3 protein-coding genes are annotated in these 2580 nt (G+C 63.2%); 2 read left to right on the forward strand and 1 reads right to left on the reverse strand.

What is annotated here, in order from left to right; translation table 11 throughout:
• Nucleotides 1-208 precede the first annotated feature (208 nt).
• Nucleotides 209-343 (reverse strand): hypothetical protein, encoded by a 135-nt coding sequence (locus tag QZX93_RS20940; protein WP_295388948.1) that lies wholly within the window; start codon nt 341-343, stop codon nt 209-211.
• Nucleotides 344-475: 132 nt separating this feature from the next.
• Between QZX93_RS20940 and QZX93_RS20945 the strand changes: the two genes are divergently transcribed.
• Nucleotides 476-1648 (forward strand): sigma 54-interacting transcriptional regulator, encoded by a 1173-nt coding sequence (locus QZX93_RS20945; protein WP_295388949.1) that lies wholly within the window; start codon nt 476-478, stop codon nt 1646-1648.
• 365 nt (nt 1649-2013) lie between these two features.
• Nucleotides 2014-2286 (forward strand): type II toxin-antitoxin system prevent-host-death family antitoxin, encoded by a 273-nt coding sequence (locus QZX93_RS20950; RefSeq protein WP_295388950.1) that lies wholly within the window; start codon nt 2014-2016, stop codon nt 2284-2286.
• Nucleotides 2287-2580: the final 294 nt, after the last annotated feature.

A 2580-nucleotide genomic window follows, 5' to 3' on the forward strand; every position in this document is an offset into this window, starting at 1 on the left:
CACTACCTAAGGCATTATTTGACAGCCTAATATATATGAAAGATCGAAAAGTCGATCTGTTGGGAACATTGCTATTCTAGCAGGGAAAATATTATATGGAAATCGCCTTAGTGATGCAACCGATTGAATGCAAAGAGTTTCCTCTTTTGCGCCAAAAAGTCGTTTTCCTTTTTAATCAATCGGTTACGCCATCAAGTCCGACAGGCTGCTAGGCCCGGTCGCCCAGGCCCTGCAAACCGGCCGCTTCGCTCGCCTGGAACTCCTCTGCGACTATGCCACGGAAGACGCCGACGCCTATCTGGTCTGGCTCCAGACCCAGGCGCCAACCCCAGTCACTGCCCATTGCGTCACCCTGGAAAGCCCCACCGACTTCGGCGCCATCTACCGCCACGCCCGCGTCGTCGTCTCGGCAACCCAAGCGGCCCAGCCGCCGGGCGACGGACTCGCCTTCCATCTGAGCCCCGGCACCCCCGCCATGGCTGCCGTCTGGATCATCCTCGCCAAGACCCGCTTCCCCGCCGACCTGATCGAGTCCTCCATCCGGCACGGCGTGCGCACCGCCTCGGTTCCGTTCGATATCTCGGCCGACTTCCTCCCCGACCTGCTGGAGCGCCCCGACCGCGCCCTGGAGCGCCTCACCGCAGGACTCCCGCCCGCCGCCCCCGAATTCGACGCCATCTGCCACCGCAGCCCCGCCATGTCGCGCGCCATCGCCCGTGCCCGCCGCGCCGCCCCGCGCTCCATCCCCATCCTGATCGAGGGCGAATCCGGCACCGGCAAGGAACTGCTCGCCCGCGCCATCCACCAGGCGAGCCCCCGGCGCGCCCGCCCCTTCGTCACCGTCAACTACGGCGCCATCGCCCCGGACCTGATCGAGTCCGAACTGTTCGGCCACGAAAAGGGCGCCTTCACCGGCGCTGCCGGGCAGCGCCAGGGCTATTTCGAGTCCGCCCACTTAGGCACCCTGTTTCTGGACGAGCTCGGCGAACTGCCCAAACCCGCCCAGGTCAAACTCCTGCGCGCACTCCAGGAAGGCGAGGTCACCCGCGTCGGCGCCACCGGCCCCACCAAGGTCGACGTGCGCATCCTCGCCGCCACCAACCGCACCCTGGTCGATGAGGTCGCCGCCGGCCGCTTCCGCGAAGACCTCTTCTACCGGCTCGCCGTCGCCGTCATCCACCTGCCACCGCTGCGCGAACGCGAGGGCGACGCCGGCCTGCTGCTCGACCGGCTGCTGGACCAGGTCAACCGTGAGTCCGAGACCGAGCCCGGCTACAGCCACAAGATTCTTTCGGTTACCGCAAGAAAGCTTCTGCTCGAACACCCCTGGCCCGGCAACGTCCGCGAGATGCAGAACACCCTGCGCCGCGCCGCCGTCTGGACCCCAGGCCCGACCATCGACCTGGAAGACGCCCGCGACGCCCTGCTGCCGAGCCCGGCGCGGAACCTGTCCAGCGACCCAACCCTGGCGCAGGACATCGCCCAAGGGATTGATCTCAATGCCACCATCGACCAGGTCGCCCGGCACTATCTGGAACAGGCGATGCGGCTCACCGGCGGCAACAAGACCCGCGCCGCCCGGCTGCTGGGCTTCGGCAATCCCACGACTTTGAGCAACTGGCTCAAGAAGCACGGGGTCGATGCGTGATGGCACGGCAACTGCTTATTACAGGATCAAGCAAGGCCGGTTCGGCGATCTTGATCATTATCCCGGGCACCGACCCTCGCCCCTCGCGCTCGTGACACCGTTCCAACGGTGTCACGCATGTGTCAGGCGCTCCGCGCCGGAAGCGTCGGTGGCAGGCACTGGAATCAAGGCGGGTCCGGTCAGGCACACCGGCCGCGCATTGAACGCCTGACCCCCGAGCCGGCGGCGGCCGGACGCGACAACCGGCCGCAATCCGGTGACACCGCGCTAAACTGAGACCCATTCGGAGGGGGTACCCGACAACATGCCAGCCCACACCCTCCGGTCCAAAGAAACACTTACAACTCGCCCAAGGTAAGAGCCCGATGAACGCAATCACCTACGCCGCCGCCCGCGCCGACCTGGCCAGCGCCATGGATCGGGTCTGCGACGACCATGAGCCGGTCATCATCACCCGCGAGTCCGAACAGGCGGTCGTAATGCTCTCTTTGGACGACAACAACGCCCTGGCCGAAACCGCCCATCTGCTGCGAAGCCCCAACAACGCCAGGCGGCTGCTGGATTCCATCGCCGAGTTCGAACAGGGTGGCGGCACCGAGCGGGAACTCGTCGTGACAAGACCGCTTCCACTGCCCTAAGCAGACCTACACTCGCGATATCAACCATCGATCCGGACCCCAGACCCATGTCAACGCTGAATAACAACGAGGATTCTCCACCGGATTCGGAGACGTCGAATCATAGTGCTGACGATTGGTTTCTTACAGATAACCCGAAAACCAGGCGCGTAGCCTTAGAGCCTGTCTAGAAACTAAATTATTGATTTTATAGCAAAAAAATTGTAGAATCTCCGGAATCCATACGAAAATGCGATCTTATTCCGGGTTTCAATATGAATGAAGACAGCATCGAGTCGCCTGCCAGGTATCCTA

The organism is uncultured Thiodictyon sp., assembly GCF_903946935.1.
GTDB lineage: Bacteria > Pseudomonadota > Gammaproteobacteria > Chromatiales > Chromatiaceae > Thiodictyon.